General features: G+C 72.3%; 12 protein-coding genes. 7 read left to right on the top strand and 5 right to left on the bottom strand.

The window, feature by feature from the left end; genetic code table 11:
• Positions 1-92: 92 nt before the first annotated feature.
• Both ACGFR7_RS10190 and ACGFR7_RS10185 read left to right on the top strand, forming a co-directional pair.
• Positions 93-650, top strand: coding sequence for a carboxymuconolactone decarboxylase family protein (locus ACGFR7_RS10190; RefSeq protein ID WP_393315726.1), 558 nt, complete (start codon positions 93-95; stop codon positions 648-650).
• Complete coding sequence (locus ACGFR7_RS10185; protein WP_393315723.1) at positions 647-1495, top strand: RNA polymerase sigma-70 factor; 849 nt, start codon at positions 647-649, stop codon at positions 1493-1495. Before ACGFR7_RS10190 ends, ACGFR7_RS10185 begins: the two co-directional genes overlap by 4 nt.
• A 53-nt stretch (positions 1496-1548) precedes the next feature.
• Here the strand turns inward: ACGFR7_RS10185 and ACGFR7_RS10180 are convergent, their stop codons facing one another.
• A complete protein-coding gene (locus tag ACGFR7_RS10180; RefSeq protein WP_393315720.1) occupies positions 1549-2505 on the bottom strand; it encodes a LysR family transcriptional regulator in 957 nt (318 codons plus the stop codon).
• A gap of 75 nt (positions 2506-2580) precedes the next feature.
• Between ACGFR7_RS10180 and ACGFR7_RS10175 the strand changes: the two genes are divergently transcribed.
• Together ACGFR7_RS10175 and ACGFR7_RS10170 are read left to right on the top strand one after the other, a co-directional pair.
• The gene (locus tag ACGFR7_RS10175; RefSeq protein ID WP_393315718.1) at positions 2581-3651 is read left to right on the top strand and encodes a DMT family transporter; all 1071 of its coding nucleotides are present in this window, start codon (positions 2581-2583) and stop codon (positions 3649-3651) included.
• Complete coding sequence (locus ACGFR7_RS10170) at positions 3648-4103, top strand: GNAT family N-acetyltransferase (protein WP_393315716.1); 456 nt, start codon at positions 3648-3650, stop codon at positions 4101-4103. Before ACGFR7_RS10175 ends, ACGFR7_RS10170 begins: the two co-directional genes overlap by 4 nt.
• Before the next feature lie 158 nt (positions 4104-4261).
• On the opposite strand, the gene ACGFR7_RS10165 is transcribed toward ACGFR7_RS10170, so the two are convergent.
• From ACGFR7_RS10165 to ACGFR7_RS10155, 3 genes are all read right to left on the bottom strand, one after another.
• Entirely contained in the window at positions 4262-5527 is a 1266-nt protein-coding gene (locus ACGFR7_RS10165) for a PE-PGRS family protein (protein WP_393315713.1), read from the bottom strand.
• A gap of 4 nt (positions 5528-5531) precedes the next feature.
• Positions 5532-7715 carry an McrB family protein gene (locus ACGFR7_RS10160; RefSeq protein ID WP_393315710.1) on the bottom strand — a complete coding sequence of 728 codons (2184 nt, stop codon included), beginning with the start codon at positions 7713-7715 and terminating at the stop codon, positions 5532-5534.
• A gap of 202 nt (positions 7716-7917) precedes the next feature.
• Positions 7918-8319: a hypothetical protein gene (locus ACGFR7_RS10155; RefSeq protein ID WP_393315708.1), complete on the bottom strand. Its 402-nt coding sequence runs from the start codon at positions 8317-8319 to the stop codon at positions 7918-7920.
• Between the two features lie 429 nt (positions 8320-8748).
• On the opposite strand from ACGFR7_RS10155, the gene ACGFR7_RS10150 reads away from it, so the two are divergent.
• Both ACGFR7_RS10150 and ACGFR7_RS10145 read left to right on the top strand, forming a co-directional pair.
• Positions 8749-9528 carry a LamG domain-containing protein gene (locus ACGFR7_RS10150; RefSeq protein ID WP_393315705.1) on the top strand — a complete coding sequence of 260 codons (780 nt, stop codon included), beginning with the start codon at positions 8749-8751 and terminating at the stop codon, positions 9526-9528.
• A gap of 148 nt (positions 9529-9676) precedes the next feature.
• On the top strand, positions 9677-10261 hold the full coding sequence (locus ACGFR7_RS10145; protein WP_393315702.1) for a sigma-70 family RNA polymerase sigma factor: 585 nt from the start codon (positions 9677-9679) through the stop codon (positions 10259-10261).
• Positions 10262-10264: 3 nt separating this feature from the next.
• Here the strand turns inward: ACGFR7_RS10145 and ACGFR7_RS10140 are convergent, their stop codons facing one another.
• Entirely contained in the window at positions 10265-11206 is a 942-nt protein-coding gene (locus tag ACGFR7_RS10140) for a hypothetical protein (protein ID WP_393315699.1), read from the bottom strand.
• A 260-nt stretch (positions 11207-11466) separates the two neighbouring features.
• Here ACGFR7_RS10140 and ACGFR7_RS10135 point away from each other — a divergent pair, with 260 nt between their 5' ends.
• Positions 11467-15858 (top strand): FtsK/SpoIIIE domain-containing protein, encoded by a 4392-nt coding sequence (locus ACGFR7_RS10135; RefSeq protein WP_393316521.1) that lies wholly within the window; start codon positions 11467-11469, stop codon positions 15856-15858.
• The last annotated feature ends 11 nt before the right edge of the window (positions 15859-15869 follow it).

Genomic DNA, 15869 nt, shown 5'->3' with positions numbered 1-15869 from the left:
GCGGGCCGCCCTGTCACACCTCCAGAAGTCCTGGGAACCCCACTCGACCGACGCTCGTCGAGTCACGGGTGCGACACGATGGAGAACCTGACATGGCCCGCATCTCGCTCACTCCGCCCCCTACCTTGCTCAATCGCCTGGGCGCCTGGTACTCCCGGCGCGCCTACGGCAAGGTGCTCGACCCCGGCCTGGCCGTCGGCCACAACGCGCGGGTGCTGCTCACCTATGTCCGCCAGGAGCGCGGTGCCGCCAAGTGGAACAGCCTCGATCCCCGCCTCAAGCACCTCGCGGTCATGGCCGCGGCGGCCACGATCAACTGCTCGTGGTGCCTGGACTTCGGCCACTGGGCGGCCGGTGCCCTCGGGCTCCCGGTGGACAAGGTCTCCAAGGTCCCGCAGTGGCGCGACAACCAGGACGCCTTCACCGAGCTGGAACTGCTCGTCCTCGACTACGCCGAAGCCATGACCGAGACCGAGCCCCGCGTCACCGACGAGCTCGCCGCCGCCCTGACCGGACGGCTCGGGGAGGCCGCCTTCGTCGAACTCACCGCCATGATCGCCCTGGAGAACTACCGCTCGCGCATGAACCGGGCCTTCGGCCTGACGAGCCAGGGCTTCTCGGCCGCCTGCGCGGTAGCGTCACGGTCGTGATCGACGCGACCACCTTCGAACAACACCGGCGCATGCTGTTCGGTATCGCCTACCGCATGCTCGGCAGCGTCGCCGACGCCGAGGACCTGGTGCAGGACACCTGGCTCCGGTGCAGCCAGGTGTCCACCCCCGTGAATAACCCGGCCGGTTATCTGGCCCGGACGGTCACCAACCTCGCGATCAACCGGCTCACCTCGGCCGCCGCCACCCGTGAGCAGTACGTCGGGCCCTGGCTCCCCGAACCGCTGGTCACCCGGCCCGACGCCGGCGAGGAGGTGGAGTTGGCCGAGTCGGTCTCCCTCGCGCTGCTCGTCGTGCTCGACCACCTCTCGCCGCTGGAGCGAGCGGTCTTCGTGCTCAAGGAGGCCTTCGGCTACTCCTTCAAGGAGATCGCCGCCATGCTGGAGCGCAGTGAGGCGTCCGTACGGCAGGTCGGCCACCGGGCCAGGGCCCACGTCCGGGCCCGCCGGCCGCGCTACGACACACCGGCCGAGGTGCAGCGACAGGTCACCGATGAGTTCCTGGCCGCCTGTCTCGGCGGCGACCTCAACCGGATGATGGAGTTGCTCGCCCCCGATGTGACGGCGTGGAGCGACGGCGGCGGCAAGGTGAAGGCCGCCGTCCGCCCCCAGCGCGGCGCGGACAAGGTCGCCCGCTTCCTCGCCGCCGTCGCCACCCAGCCGATGGACGACCCCCGGGTGCAGGCGGTGAACGTCAACGGCCGGCCGGGCCTGCTGCTCACTGTCGCGGGCCGCCCGGACACCGTCGCCTGCGCGGAGGTCGTGGACGCACGGATCACCGAGATCCACATCATCCGCAACCCGGACAAGCTGCAACACCTGTGAGCCGGTGCCGCACCTGAGCACGGAGCACTGGCGGCCACCGGCGACTCGCCTGGTCAGGGCGCCTCGGCGGTGGCGTCTCGGTGCGGAGCGGGGCGGGAAGAGGGCACCGCACCCGCCCTGCCGCCGGCCTCGGCCAGGGCTTCGACAACGGCAAGAACCGAAGGCCGGACCGCCCCGGCCGTACGCCACGTCGCGTACACCCGGCGGCTCAGCGCCGGCTCGACGTCCATGACCCGGATGCCGGCGGGAAGCGGCCCCAGGCCCAGCGTGGGTACGACGGCCAGGCCGACTCCCGCCGCGACCAGGGCGAGTTGGGTGGGATGCTCGGAGACGGTGTGCACGACACGGGGCTCCGCACCGTGGCTCCGCATGGTGAGCAGCAGCCACTCGTGGCATGTCGAGCGCGTCGCCCGGCTGATCCATGGTTCGTCGACGAGGTCGCCGATGCCCACCGCAGTGCGCTGGGCCAAGGGGTGTTCTTCGGGCAGGGCCACCTTGGCGGTATCCGTCATCACGAGCCGCTTCGCCACCCCGCCGGGCCAATCCAGAGGCGAGTGGGCCCAGTCCTGGACCACTCCGACATCCAGGTCGCCCCGTTCCACCTGCACCAGAGGCGAGGCGAAGTCGATCTCGCTGACCCGCAGTTCGAGGTCGGGCGCACGCTCGCCCAGCAGACGCAAGGCGTGGGGGACCAGGCCCCGGGCCGCCGTGGGGAAGGCGCCCAGCGTGAGCGTGCCCACCACATCTCCCCGGTGTGCCTGCAACTCGGCCTCCGTACGGTCCACCAGCTCCAGGATGCGTTCGGCACGGTCCACCAGCAGGCGGGCCACCGGAGTCAGTTCCACGCCGCGCCCCTGGCGCACCACGATGCGGTGCCCGCACTCGTGCTCCAGCTTGCGGATCTGCTGGGAGACGGCGGATGCCGACACGTACAGGACGTCCGCGGCCGCGCTGACGGAGCCGTACTGCGCGAGGGCTCGCAGGGTGCGGAGGCGGTCGAGATTGAGCACGGTGAAGGACTCCTACATCGGCGGATCACATTTTATTGCTTGTCGTTGACGGGCGGTGATTGCAGGGTTTTCTGCATGGACTCGCCCCGACCCAGAGCCGGCGAGGAGCCCGCCTCCTCGCCCTGCCCCGCCTCACGCTCCGCTCCCCATGCCGCTCCTGCGGCCGCCGTCCGCCGGGTCGGTCCCGGTGCTCCGCAACACTCCGGCACCTCCCGCCGCCGTCTCGACTGGCGGGTGCGCTTCGGCCTCCTCGCGCTGGTCTGGGGCCTGAGCTTCCTCTTCGTCAAGATCAGCGGTGAGGTGTACGCGCCGCTCCAGGTGTCGTGGGGACGCGTCGCCTCAGGTGCGGCCGCCCTGCTTGCCGTCCTGGTGGTCCGACGGCAGCCGCTGCCCCGGGCGGGTCTCCTGTGGCTCCATCTCGCCGTGGCCGGGCTCTTGCTGAACGCCGTTCCGTTTACCCTCTTCGCCTACTCCGAGGAGCGGATCAGCTCCGCCCTCGCCGGCATCTGCAACGCCACCACCCCGCTGTTCACGCTGCTGGTCGCGGTCAGCGCGCTGCCGGGGGAGCGTCCCCATCGCAACCAGGTGGCCGGCATGGCCCTCGGTTTCGCGGGAGTGCTGGTGGTCTTCGGCATCTGGAACGGTGCCGACGTGGGCGACCCGGCGGGCGCGGGCATGGCTCTGGGGGCAGCTTCGAGCATGGGCGTGGGATGGGTCTATGTCCGCCGTTTCCTCACCGGCCGCGGCCACTCCGCGCTCTCCTTGGCGGCCGCCCAACTGACCGCGGGTGCCGTAGAGCTCGCCTTGGTCACCCCCTTCCTCACCTCGGCGCCCACGACCTTCCCGGCCGCACAGACGCTTTCCCTCCTGATCCTGGGTGCGCTGGGCACGGGAGCGGCGTTCCTGATGCAGTACGGCCTGGTGCGGGACGCCGGCGTCACCCTTGCGTCGATGGTGACCTATCTGGTCCCCGTCATCTCCACGCTGGCGGGCGTGATCGTCCTGCACGAGGCGCTGAACTGGCACCAGCCGGTGGGCGCCGTCGTCATCCTGGCCGGCGCGGCCCTTTCACAGCACCGCGCGGGCCGGACAGCCGGCTCGGCACCCGTGGCATCGGGAACCCTCGAAGAAAGGTGCACACGTTGAAGATCGTGATGGACGACCTCTCCGGCCCGGAGATCGCCCGGTTCCTCCAGGAGCACATCCAACAGATGCGGTCCCGCACGCCGTTGGAGAGCAAGCACGCCCTCGATCTCGACAGCCTCCGCAAGCCCGGCATCACGTTCTGGTCGGTCTCGGACGGTGACAGCCTGGTGGGCTGCGGCGCGATCAAAAGGCTCGACGCGGGGCACGCCGAGCTGAAGTCGATGCGTACCCGGCCGACGCGGCAGCGGAGCGGGATCGCCTCCCTGCTGCTGGAGCACATCATCGCCGAGGCCCGGCGGATGCACTTCACACGGCTGAGTCTGGAGACCGGTGCGGCCGAGTTCTTCCTGCCGGCCCGGAGGCTGTACGAGAAGTTCGGGTTCCGGCAGTGCGCGCCGTTCGCGGACTACCGCGCCGATCGGAACAGTACGTTCATGACGCGGGCGCTGTGAGCACGTCGTGCTGCAGCCGCCCTGTGTACAAGGCGGCAATCGCCTCTCTGATGCCCACTCCCCTGCATTGGCTCAGGACTTTCCTCCTGGAATCTGCGCGAGGTGTGGGAGATTCCTCCCGCCGGTGGACCACGGGCACGGGGCGGCGGCTGAGGCGGCTACGGCTGAGCGGCGAATCCGGCGATCGCCCTCCGCAGCGGTTCTGCCGCGCTCCGAGGATCGGCGTGGGTGTCCAGGCCCAGCACCCGGATGCGGCCCAGGAGGCCGCGAGGGCCGTTGAACTCCAGCAGGTGCTCGGTGGGGCCTTTCGGAGCAGGGTGGACGACCAGCGCGAGGGGCTGCTCGCGGCCGGTGTAGCCGGCGATGTAGGTGAGGAGCTGGTGGCGGTCCTCGCGGGAGACGTTCTTCTTCGCGTAGTCCTTGTATTTCGCGTCCACAGCGAGGAAGCGCGTCGCGCCCGCTTTCCCGGCCGGCGGGTCGAAGGCCAGCAGCACGTCGGGGAGGAACCGGGAGTCCCTGCCCCCGAGTCTTCCACTTGTCCGGATGTAGTCGCCCGCTGCCTGTGCCCTCCTGCCGCCTGCCCCGATCGCCGCCTCGACCGCCATCCGCAGGACCACGCTCTCCCACAGACCGTCCAGCTTGAGCAGGAGGCCCTGCGCCCCGAAGCCGTACGGGTCCAGCAGATCGGTCACCCCGCCGCCGCCGAGCAGCATGCGCGCCCACGCGTGCGCGGCCCGGTAGTGGCTGTTGAGCCTGGTGTACCGCCCCCGGGAGAGCAGATCCAGTGCGTCCTGCGGCCGGGCCGGGGACGGGAAGTCCCGGGCGGCGGCGGCCAGCGCTCTGCCGAGGTGCGGGTCGAGTGACCGCTCGGCCGCTGTGGTCAGGGCCGCCCCGCACACCAGGTTCTCCCAGCCTCCGTCCTCGTACTCGAAGGTCCGCACGTGCAGCCGGTCGACCGCCCCGTAGCACCGGGTCGCCTGTGCCTCCACGTCCAGCCGTCCCCGCAGGGAGGTGTCCACCCGCTGCCGGCGTACGTAGTCCCTGCGCAGCCCACGGCGCAGCAGCAGGCGGCACTCGTGCAGCAGGGCCGCCGGCACCAGGCCCGCGTAACCGTCTTTGCCGAGCGGCCAGTTGCGCAACGCCTCATCAGGTGTGCCCTGCTCGTTGGCGTAACAGAGCCAGTCGATCAGCCGCGTCCCCGCGATCGGGAACTTGGGCTGCAGTATCAGCCGGATCTGGCTGAGCTGGAGCACCCCGGTGGTCGTCCGCGCCTTGAGCGCATAGCCGTTTCGGCCCTCGGCGATGTGGACGACCTTGAGTGTGCGGAGCCTTTCGACGTCGTCACGGCTCAGCCGGGAGTGCGGGACGGTGACGGACTCGTACTCCTTGAGTGTCCTGGCGCGCCCGACGGCGTCCTGCGGCATCCGGCTACTCCCCGTCCCAGCCGGCCGTGCCGTCCTCGCCCGCGGCTCCGACGGTCACGAACGTGTCCGCCAGCATGCCGGGCAGGTCCTGCGGATTTGTCTGTACGACCCGGCCCGTTTTGCCGTCCACCAGCTTGCCCAGCACGCTTTCGAGCAGCCCGGGACGGCCCAGGCAGTAGTCCGCCACGAGCGGCACGATCTCGTGGTGGAAGGCGTGGGAGAGCTGTTCGGCGGTGGCGAGCGGCCGGTCGTCGGCGAGGAGGTAAGCCTGACCGAGCAGATGGTCGGGGCCGAAGTGCGCGTCGAGCCGTTCGTTCAGGCCCTCCAGGAAGGAAGCCAGCCCGAGCCCTTCGACTTCGCCGTCCAGGACGTCCACATCCGGTGGGACGTCGAGAAACGCGAATCTGCGCCGGATCGCGGAGTCGATGTGCCCCACGCTGCGGTCGGCGGAGTTCATGGTCCCGATGATGCGGACGTTCGGGGGCACGGTCTGCGGCCGGCCGCTGGTGGGCAGGGTGATGGAGACGGAGCCCCGCTTGTCGAGCTCCAGCAGGGTGATCAATTCGCCCAGGATGCGCGGCAGGTCACCGCGGTTGATCTCGTCCACGACGATCAGGAAGGTGTCGTCGGGCGCCTTCGCGGCCGCCGCGCAGACCCGGCGGAACAGGCCGTCCTTCATCTTCAGGTGGAGCCCGGCCCTGCCCTCCGCCGTGTCCGGCTTGAAGCCCTCGATGAAGTCCTCGTATCCGTAGGACGGGTGGAAGGTCACCATCGTGAGCCGGGCGGCCTTGCCGTCTTCGGGGGCATCCTCGGGTACGCGGGACAACGCGGCGAGAGCCGCGGCCCGTTCCTCCGGTGCGGCCTCGATACGGTCCGCCTGTCCCGCCAGGGCGAGCGCGACGCTGAGCGCCAGCCGTGTCTTGCCGGTGCCGGGCGGCCCCTGGAGTACGACCTGTCCCTTGTGGCCGAGCAGGTCCATCACCTTGCGTACGGCGTCGGGGAGTTCGGCCTCGGCCGCCCTCGCGGCGGGACCGGCTGCCTCGGCGGGGGCCGCTTCACGCCCGCGCCGGATCTCCCGCATCAGGGTGGCGGGAACCTTGGCGAGAGCTTGCTGCCAGGCGTGCCGCGGCGAGTCGAAGCGCTGGGCGTACGAGGTGTCCCAGTCCACCCCCACGCTGTGCCGGTGCGTCTCCGCGGCCGGGTCGTAGAAGTAGCCATCGGTGACGGTGCCCACTGCCAGCACCTCCGACTTCCCGCGGTTGGCGACGACCAGATCGCCGCGCTCCAGGTCGCGGAACGCCAGCAGCTGCCGCGCGAGCCGCAGATTCCCGCCAGTGCTGTACGGCCAGTGCTGGTCCAGCGTCGCCTTGAGCTCTTGGTCGCTCTCGTACTGACCGAGACTGCCGACCTCGTCCCAGGCGATCCGGATGCGACGGTTCACGAGACAGTCGTCCCAGAGACTGGCGCGCTCTCCCGGCGCGACCTTCCAGACCACGCGGTCCTGGGGACGCGGATCGTGGAAGGCGTACAGGAAGCCCATCACCTCGTGGGTGTCCCAGCCCGTGAACTCCGGCTGCTTCCTGACGAGTTCCAGCAGCTCGCGGTTGGCCTGCCAGGTGCGCACGCCCGAGGAGTGCGTGTGCGGACGGCCGCCCAGCAGCGTGGTGAAGTGGCGGATGTGCGCGGCGGAGAAGATCGGCAGGAACTCGCCGGGAAAGTAGACCGCCAGGGCCTTGGTGGTCAGTGCCTGGCCGTACGACAGTGACTCCAGCTCGTCCAGGCGCTCGTACGCCCCCTTGGCCGCCGCGGCGAAGGCGGTCACGAACTCGCTGCGGACCTGCGCCCATGCCTCGTGCTCCCCGAGCCCGCGCAGCGCACTGGGCACAATCCGCCACTCGCCCGTCCTGTGCTGGTACACGATGTGCTTGGCCGCGCTGCCGCCGCGGATGCTGCCGAAGTAGTCGGTGCCGTACTCCATCAGCCGGCAGAAGGAGTACCCACCCTGACGGCCCGCGGGCCCCAGCGCATACTTGTCCAGCGACAGTGAGTCCCAGCTTGCCAGCGGAAACTCCGCCAGCACCCGCTGCCGCTCCTCCTCGGCCTTGCCGGCGGCCCACCCGGCCGCTTCCCGGTCAAAGAGCGCGATGCGCGACGCGAGCCCGTCCCGGAACTTCTGCCCGTCAGTCATGCCCGCATTCTTCGGCATCCGGTCGGGCCCGGACAACAGCATCGAAGAGCGGCACGGCACCGGCCCCACTGAACCGGGCTTTCGCAGGGAGCGGGCGAGAGCGACGGGAACCGAACCCGCGCGCCGGTCCAGGCCACTGCCGCCGGTCACGACGACAGGCTGGTCACCGCCCTCAGCATTCCTTGTGCTGACCGGCTGAGGCTCAGGCGGTGAACCGGGCCGCCCGCTCGCGGAGTTCCTGGGCTTCCGGGACGCCGTTGTAGCGGCGGAGGCGTACGCGCATGTCGCGGAGGGCGGCCTGGACCTTCACGGAACGGATGCCGTCCGCGCAGTCAAGGAAGCCCCGCCAGGTCACCATGGCGCCGTCGACATCGCCTTGGCGGAGCCGTACGCCGCCCAGGTCGGCCAGGACGATGGCGCGGGTGCGGCGGCGGTCGAGGCCATGGATGTCGAGGGCGGGGTGAAGGTGCTCCTCGGCGGCGTCGAGGTCGCCGGGACGGGAGAGGATCATGCCGGATTCGTGGGCCCACCGGCCGGGGGAGTAGTGGGCTGTCCAGGAGTCGCCGCCCGAGGTGGCCGGCTTGCCGATGGCGGTCTCGGCCATGGCGAGGTGCCTGGTGGCCAGGTGACGGTCGGGCGGCGCCCTCCCCCCGGTTCGTCATCGTCTACCTCGGGACCCGCGCAAGGTGGATGCCTTCTCAACGGAACCATGTGGGCAGCACGCTGTCCGAGGCCGTCCGCACGCCCACCGGTGCCGCATCGCTGCGGTGCGCGAGTAGTGCATCCGCTGCTGTGTCCCGAGCCCCGTAACGCCTCCCGGCCCCGCCCGCTGGGTTGTCGGAACACCCCAACGACCTCGCTGAACTGCGCATACGTGGTGTCGCCTCAGGTTCCGGCACAGGGTGGCACATTCAGGGGCGCCCACCTGTGCGGTCGTGCCCGCCTGTCAGACTTTGGGTGCACGTTGAACCACTTCCGGAACGGACACGTGGTCACCAGTGACACCTGTATGCCGTACGTCCCGGGGAGATTCATGACGCGCAGATGGTCGCTCATCACCACGATTGCCGTACTGACCGTCGCGCTGGCCTTTGTCGTCGCCCAACTGCTGCGCGGCCAGGGGGCCGGGGGGTCCGGGAAGGAGCAGGCCGGGGGGAGATCTGCCTCGCCGAGCCCGGGGGGAGACGCCGGGTCGCTGCGGGGCATCGGGTGGTGGCCCCTGCACCGGTCCGGCACCGCGAAGGCGGGGGAGCACGACGCCGTTGTCAGTGACGGCGGGCAGTGGACCGACGGTCCCGAGGGCGGCGCCCTGCGGCTGAACGGCACCAGCGGATACGCGGACACCGGTTCCCGGATCGACACCGCGGGCAAGGACTACTCGGTCGCCGCGCGGGTGCGGCTCACGGCCGAGGACATGAACGGCTTCCACACCGTGCTGTCCCAGGACGGCGACAGGTCCAGCACGTTCTTCCTGCAGTACTCCGGCCAGGACCAGAATTTCGCTTTCAGTTTCACCGGCGCCCGTACCGTCGCGGAGAAGGCCGAGCGGCCGAAGGCCGGCCGCTGGTACCACCTCACCGGCACGTACCGCCAGCAGGACCACCGGATGCGGATCTACGTGGATGGCCGGCTCGTGGGAAGCCGGCAGGCCGCCGGCACGGTGAAGCCCACCGGCTCCGTGGTGATCGGACGTGCCAAGTTCAACGGGAAGGCGGCCGACCACTGGAAGGGCGAGGTCGCCGATGTGCATCTCTACGACCGGGAGCTGACGCCCGGTGAGGTGAGCTCGCTTTCCTCCCACGAACCGGACTGACGGCGGTACCGGGGCGGATTCACCGCCGCCCAGGGGATGCGGACACGCCGCACGGAGCGAACGTCCGCTCTCGGCGGCGCCCGCCGGCTTCCCCGCGGCCGGCGGCATCCGTCTTCACCACAGACGAACCGGAGAGGAAAAAAGGCCCTTGTCGGCCAGCGCTTCGACCGAAGACTGCATATCCTGCCCCGACCCCGCGGAACTCCGCCCCGACGAATTCCTCAGAGCCCTCTACCAGTTCCACGGCAGCGCGCTGCTGCAGTTCGCCGCGCGGCGGCTGGGGGGCGATTGGCACCGCGCCGAGGACGTCCTCCAGGAAGTCGCGATACGCGCCTGGCGCCACGCAGGGGACCTCGACCCGACCGCGGATTCGGTGCGGCCGTGGCTGTTCACCGTGCTGCGCAACCTCGTCATCGACGGTCACCGGGCCCGCCAGGCCAGACCACCCGAGGCCGGCGACCCCGAACTCGCCCACCTCCCGGTGTCCGACGGCGTGGACCACATCCTCACCTCCCAGGTGCTCATCGAGGCGCTGCGGGACCTGCGGCCGCCGCAGCGCGAGGTCCTGCTGCACGTGCACTACCTGGGGCGCAGCGTCAACCAGACGGCCCGGGTACTCGGTGTGCCGCCGGGCACGGTCAAGTCGCGGACGTACTACGCCGCCCGCGCCCTGCGGGCGGCGCTGCACAGTCGCGGGCTGCAGGCGGGCGGCCGGGACCGGGCCGCCGGATGAGACTCAGGCGAAGCGCCCCGCGTGCCGGGTGATCTCCAGGCCGAGGGGTCCGGTGTCGAGCGAGCCGTCCGCACCGGCCCGCCACGGCCACCCCGCGGGCGCGTCGCCGAGCACCAGCAGCGCGTCCCCGCGCCGCAGGCCGTCCAACGCCCCCGCCCGACGCGGGAGCTGTGAGGCGTCCACGACGAACAGGTGGGGCGCCTCGCCCTGGACGGCGATCCGGCTGCTGCCCTCGATCAGCCGGAAGATCTGGGTGACCTCGGACGCGCCGGGCTCCGGCGCTCCCGGGCCCGCCGAAGCCGCCCTGGTCAGCGCCTCCTCCAGGCTGGCAGCGGTGTGCAGACGCGCGGTGCGCGGCGCGTCGTCGGGCATGAACCCGTCGCGGGCCAGTGACCCCACCAGGGTGACCTCGGCGAGCGCGCCCACCGGTCCGGCCAGCGCTTCGGCGACGACGGCCCGCGCCAGGCCGCGCACCTCCTCGTCCGGGCCCGTCACGGAGACGGGTCCCCCCGCCCGGGAGAGGTCGACCAGCACCCGGTCGGCGCCGTCCAGTCCCACCGTCACCGTCAGCGCGTACGGCAGGGCCGGTTCGCCCTCCGGACCGGGGCGGTGCAGATTGTCGGGCGAGATCGTCCAGCGCTCGCCGTCCGCCTCGGCGGTCCAGGGCGCGGGGGCGGCCTCCTCCGCGCCGGCCAGCAGCAGGCCGAGGCGTTCCTCGGAGTAGACGACGGCGTACAGGTCGGGCAGCGACCGGCCGGAGCGCAGGCACTCGCCCGTCAGCCGCCGCAGGCCGGCGTTGACCACGTCCAGCGCCTCCCGCCCCAGGACGGCGGCCGAGGCTTCGGCGGGCTTGGGCGGGCGGGGCCGCCGCTCGGTGACGATCAGCGCGGCCACCGCTCCGATCAGCGCCAGCCCCAGCACCACGGCCAGGACGTACCAGATCATCTTCTGACTCCTTGTCGGGACGCCCCGGCGGCGGCGCCGGGACGGGCAAAGACGGGGGCGGCACCGCGGCGAAGTCGCGGTGCCCTGTACCCGAAGGCCACTACGGAGCCCGCGCGCGGATGGTTCACGGGCGATCGGCGGACGGGCCCGTGAACCATCCGCGCACCGGCTCCGTAGGTCCCGTCAGTGGCACGGGAGCCCTCGCGCAGGGCTCCCGCGGCTCCCCATTCACGCCGGCTGGAGGACGTTTCGTGTCGTTGATGTTGACCGTGGTCGAGGGGGACGGTGACGCGTTCGACGTCCACCTCGACGCCGACCCCGACACGCCCGTGGGGGCCGTCGCGGAGGCGCTGGCCAGGGCGGGGGGCGTCCACCGGCCCCCGGAGGGCCTTGGCCTGTACGCCGGCGACCGGCTGCTCCCCGCTGACCTGCAGTTGCGGGATTCTCCGCTCCGCCATGCGGCCGTCGTGGGCCTGGGCCGCCCGGCGGGCACCGCGTCGGCCGAACCGGACGGGCTGGTGGAGATCCGTGCGGTCGGCGGGACCGGGTCGGGCGCGGTGCACCGGCTCGACATCGGCGAGTACCGGATCGGCCTGGCGCACGACGGGACCGCCCAGGTGCTGCGCGCCGTACCGGACCGGCCGTGCGCCGTCCTGACGGTGGGCCCCGGGGGACGCTGCCGGGTGGCGCCCGACGCGTCGGCCGCGCCGGACGGCGGAGCCCCGCAACTGGACCGCGAGGAGCTTGCCGGGGCCACCGCCTGGCCGGCCGGCGCACAGCTCCTCGTCGGCGGCTGCCTGCTCGAACTCGCCCTCCCGCAGCGGCCGGACGCGGCCGTGCAGCTGTCGGAGGACGGCACCGGCTGGGACTACAACCGGCCGCCGCGGCTGCGGCCGGCCAAGACCGCCACCCGCTTCACCCTGCCCTCCCCGCCCGGGTCGCCCGCCGCCCGGCCGCTCCCGTGGATCACCGCGGCCGCTCCGCTGGTGATGGCAGGGGTCGGGGCGCTGGCCTTCGGCCGTTGGCAGATGCTGTTCTTCGGGCTGCTCTCCCCGGTCGTGATCGTCGGCAACTACCTGATGAGCCGGCGCAACGGACGCCAGTCGCACTCCGACGAGGTCGCCGCCTACGAGGAGAAGAAGGCGCGCATCGAGGGCGACGCGGAGCAGGCCCTGACGGCCGAACGCACCGCCCGGCGCCGTGGCTTCCCGGACCCGGCCGAGGTCGTCCTGACCGCCGTCGGCCCCCGGCGCCGCCTGTGGGAACGCCGCACCTCGGACGCCGACTTCCTGGAACTGCGCATCGGGACCGCCGACCTGCCGTCCGACGTGGTGCTCCAGGACCCGACCAAGGACGAACACCGCCGTCAGGACCCGTGGACCGCGTACGACGTCCCGGTGACCGTTCCGCTGCGGGAGCACGACGTCCTGGGCATCGCCGGCGAGGGCCCGGCCGCGCGCGCCGTGGCACGGTGGGCGGTCGCCCAGGCCGCCGTCCTGCACAGCCCCCGCGACCTCCAGATCCACCTGCTGACGACCGGCGGCCCGGGGCGGGACGGCTGGTCCTGGCTGCGCTGGCTGCCGCATGTGCGGAAGAAGTCCGGAGACACCCCGGCCGCCATCGGCTACGGCACCGAGACCTGCGCCCGGCGGGTCGCCGAACTGACCGCGCTGATCGCCGAGCGCGCCGGACGCGAGGACCGGCAGAGCCGGACCGCCGGACCCGATGTGCTGGTCGTCCTCGACGGCGCCCGCAGGCTGCGTTCGCTGCCCGGCGTGGCGCAGATCCTGCGCGACGGGCCGTCGGTCGGCGTCCGCGCCGTCTGCCTGGACGCCGAGGAGCGGCTGCTGCCCGAGGAGTGCCAGGCCGTCGTCGCCGAGGAGCCCGGCGGCACCGTGCGGGTGGGACGCTCCGGGCGCGGCACCGTCGGCGGCATCCGGCCCGACGTGGTGTCCGTGGACTGGTGCCGTTCGCTGGCCCGGGCCATGGGGCCGCTGCGGGACCCGGGCGGGGACGACGAGGGGGCCGCGGTGCTTCCCGGCTCCGCGAGGCTGCTCGACGTGCTCGCTCTCGACCCGCCGCAGGCCGCCGGCATCCGGGCGCGCTGGACGGCCGGGGGCCGCTCGACCCGGGCGGCCGTCGGCGTCTCCCTGGACGGTCCGTTCCACCTGGACCTGCGGCGCGACGGCCCGCACGGGCTGGTCGCCGGTACCACCGGCTCCGGCAAGTCCGAACTCCTCCAGACGCTGGTCGCCTCGCTCGCGGTGGCCAACCGTCCGGACGCGATGACCTTCGTCCTCGTCGACTACAAGGGCGGCTCCGCGTTCAAGGACTGCGTGGACCTGCCGCACACCGTCGGCATGGTCACCGACCTCGACGCCCACCTCGTCGAACGCGCCCTGGTGTCGCTGACGGCGGAGCTCACCCGGCGCGAGCACATCCTCGCCGCGGCCGGCGCCAAGGACATCGAGGACTACGTCGACCTGCTGGAGCGCGAGCCGGCGACGGGCCGCACCCCGATGCCCCGGCTGCTGATCGTCATCGACGAGTTCGCCTCGATGGTGCGCGACCTGCCGGACTTCGTGAAGGGCCTGGTCAACATCGCGCAGCGGGGCCGCAGCCTCGGCATCCACCTGATCCTGGCGACGCAGCGACCCAGCGGCGTCGTCTCCTCGGAGATCCGCGCCAACACCAACCTGCGCATCGCGCTGCGGGTGACGGACTCCGGCGAGAGCCAGGACGTCCTCAACTCCCCCGAGGCCGCCGGGATCTCGCAGAGCACTCCCGGCCGCGCCTATGTGCGCCTCGGCCAGAACTCCCTCGTGCCGTTCCAGTCCGGCCGGGTCGGCGGCCGGCGGCCCGGGGCCGCGGCGAGCTCGCTGCCGGCGCCCTGGGCGGTGGCGGTCGGCTGGGAACGGCTCGGCGAGCCGCTGCCGGCGCGGCCGCGCGCCGCGGCCGCGCCCGCCGAGGTGGAGACCGACCTCACCGGGCTGGTCGAGGCGATCCGCGCCGCGGACCGGGAGATGGGCATTCCGGCGCAGCACAGCCCCTGGCTGCCGCCGCTGCCCGAGAAGCTGTCCCTCGGCGAGCTGCCCCCGGCCCAGCCCTCGGACTACGACCTCGCGCCCGTCGCGTACGGCGTGGTGGACCTGCCCGCACAGCAGGCCCGGCTCCCCCTGGTGATCGACCCGGCGAAGCTCGGGCACCTGCACATCATCGGCTCGCCCCGGCAGGGCAGGTCGCAGACGCTGCGCACCATCGCCGGGACCCTGGCCCGCGTCCACTCCCCGGCGCAGCTGCACCTGTACGGCATCGACTGCGGCAACGGCGCGCTGCTGGCCATGGAGGGGCTGCCGCACTGCGGCGCCGTCACCCAGCGCACCCAGCCCGACCGGGTGGCCCGGCTGCTCGCCCGGCTGACGGCGGAGCTCACCCGGCGGCAGGAGATGCTTGCCGCCCGCGGCAGCGCCGACCTGACGGAGCTCCGCCGCGCCCTGCCCGAGGACGAACGGCCGCCGCACATCATGCTGTTCATCGACCGGTGGGAGGTCTTCGACAAGCAGCTCGGCGAATACGACGCCGGGAACCTGCTGAACTCCGTACTGACTCTGCTGCGGGACGGCGCGAGCGCCGGCATCCACCTGGTGATGACCGGCGACCGGGCGCTGTTCTCCAGCCGGGTCAACGGCTCCACCGAGGACAAGCTCGTGCTGAAGCTCAACGAGAAGTCCGAGTACGGCATGATCGGCATCACGCAGCGGAACGTGCCCGACGAGATCCCGCCGGGCCGCGCGTTCCGCGCCGCCGACAAGGCCGAGGTGCAGATCGCGCTCCTCACCGAGAACCCGGAGGGCCAGGCGCAGGCCGCGGCGCTCCAGCAGATCGCCGAGCAGTGCCGGCAGCGGGCGGCGCACCTGCCGGCCGCCACCCGGCCGTTCCGCGTCGACACCCTGCCGGACCGGCTCACCTTCGAGGAGGCCGCCCGGTTCGTCCCGGCCAGGCGCTCCACGCGATGGGCATTGGCCGGCGTCGGCGGCGACGAACTCACCGCGCTCGGGCCGGACTTCACCGTCACCCCGACATTCCTCGTCGCCGGGCCCGCCCGCTCGGGACGCAGCACCGTCCTGTCGACGCTGGCGCTGTCGCTGCTCGCGGTCGGCATCCCGGTCGTGGTCGGGGCCCCCGCGCGCTCGCCGCTGCGCAACCTCGCCGGACGGCCGGGCGTGCTCGCGGTGTTCGACGAGTCCGACATCGACCCCACGGCTCTGGAGGCGGCGCTGGCCTCCGCGTCCGACGGGGCGGTGGTGCTCCTCGACGACGCCGACCTGCTGCTGAAGTCGAAGGCCGAGCCCGTCCTCACGCAGATCGCCAAGTCCGGCGCCGAGAACGGCCGGGGACTGGTGATCGCCGGCCAGACCGACCGGCTCTCCTCCGGTTTCTCCGGCTGGCACACCGAGGCCCGCCGCAACCGGTGCGGTCTGCTGCTGAAGCCGCAGAACATGAGCGACGGCGAACTGATCGGCGTCAAGGTCCCCCGCAGCCGCCTGGGCGCGACCCGCCCGGGCCGGGCGATCCTGCACCTGGGCGACGGCGTGCTGCGCACCGTCCAGGTCCCGGAGACGGTGCTCGCGGAACCGGGCCCCGCTGCCTGACTCCCCGCATG

Origin of the sequence: Streptomyces sp. NPDC048516 (genome assembly GCF_043199875.1) — a bacterium.
In the GTDB taxonomy this organism is placed as follows: Bacteria; Actinomycetota; Actinomycetes; order Streptomycetales; family Streptomycetaceae; genus Streptomyces.
This window is presented reverse-complemented; position numbering and strand designations above follow the sequence as displayed.